The sequence below is a fragment of the Paraburkholderia sp. Ac-20340 genome, assembly GCF_017104965.1.
Classification (GTDB): Bacteria; Pseudomonadota; Gammaproteobacteria; order Burkholderiales; family Burkholderiaceae; genus Paraburkholderia.
The window spans coordinates 1-403 of record NZ_JAAGPR010000092.1 but is presented as its reverse complement, the minus strand read 5'-3'; the positions used below and the strand labels follow the sequence as shown (position 1 = coordinate 403).

1 rRNA gene is annotated in these 403 nt (G+C 45.9%); it reads left to right on the top strand.

Annotated features, from left to right (window positions below):
* Positions 1-126: ribosomal RNA gene (locus G3N59_RS36845) — 16S ribosomal RNA — on the top strand; the annotation flags it as partial.
* Positions 127-403: the final 277 nt, after the last annotated feature.

Genomic DNA, 403 nt, shown 5'->3' with positions numbered 1-403 from the left:
GAGTGGGTTTTGCCAGAAGTGGCTAGTCTAACCGCAAGGAGGACGGTCACCACGGCAGGATTCATGACTGGGGTGAAGTCGTAACAAGGTAGCCGTATCGGAAGGTGCGGCTGGATCACCTCCTTTCTAGAGCTTTGAGCGAAAATCGTTTCAAAGTGCTCACACTTTTCGGCTGTTTCGAATAGCAATGCGAAAATCGTATCGGCTGTCGTTCTTTAACAATCAGGAAGAAGTAGTAAAGAGATTCATCTGAAACACACTTAGAGATGGGTGTGAAGTAAGTGAATCAGGGTTGTGATTGTATCAATGTATTTTTAAGTGATCGAAAGATTGCCTTGAAATACGGCGCAACACGAATACTCAACCTGTAACGAGTGATCGACGATTCCTTCGGGAGCCAGAG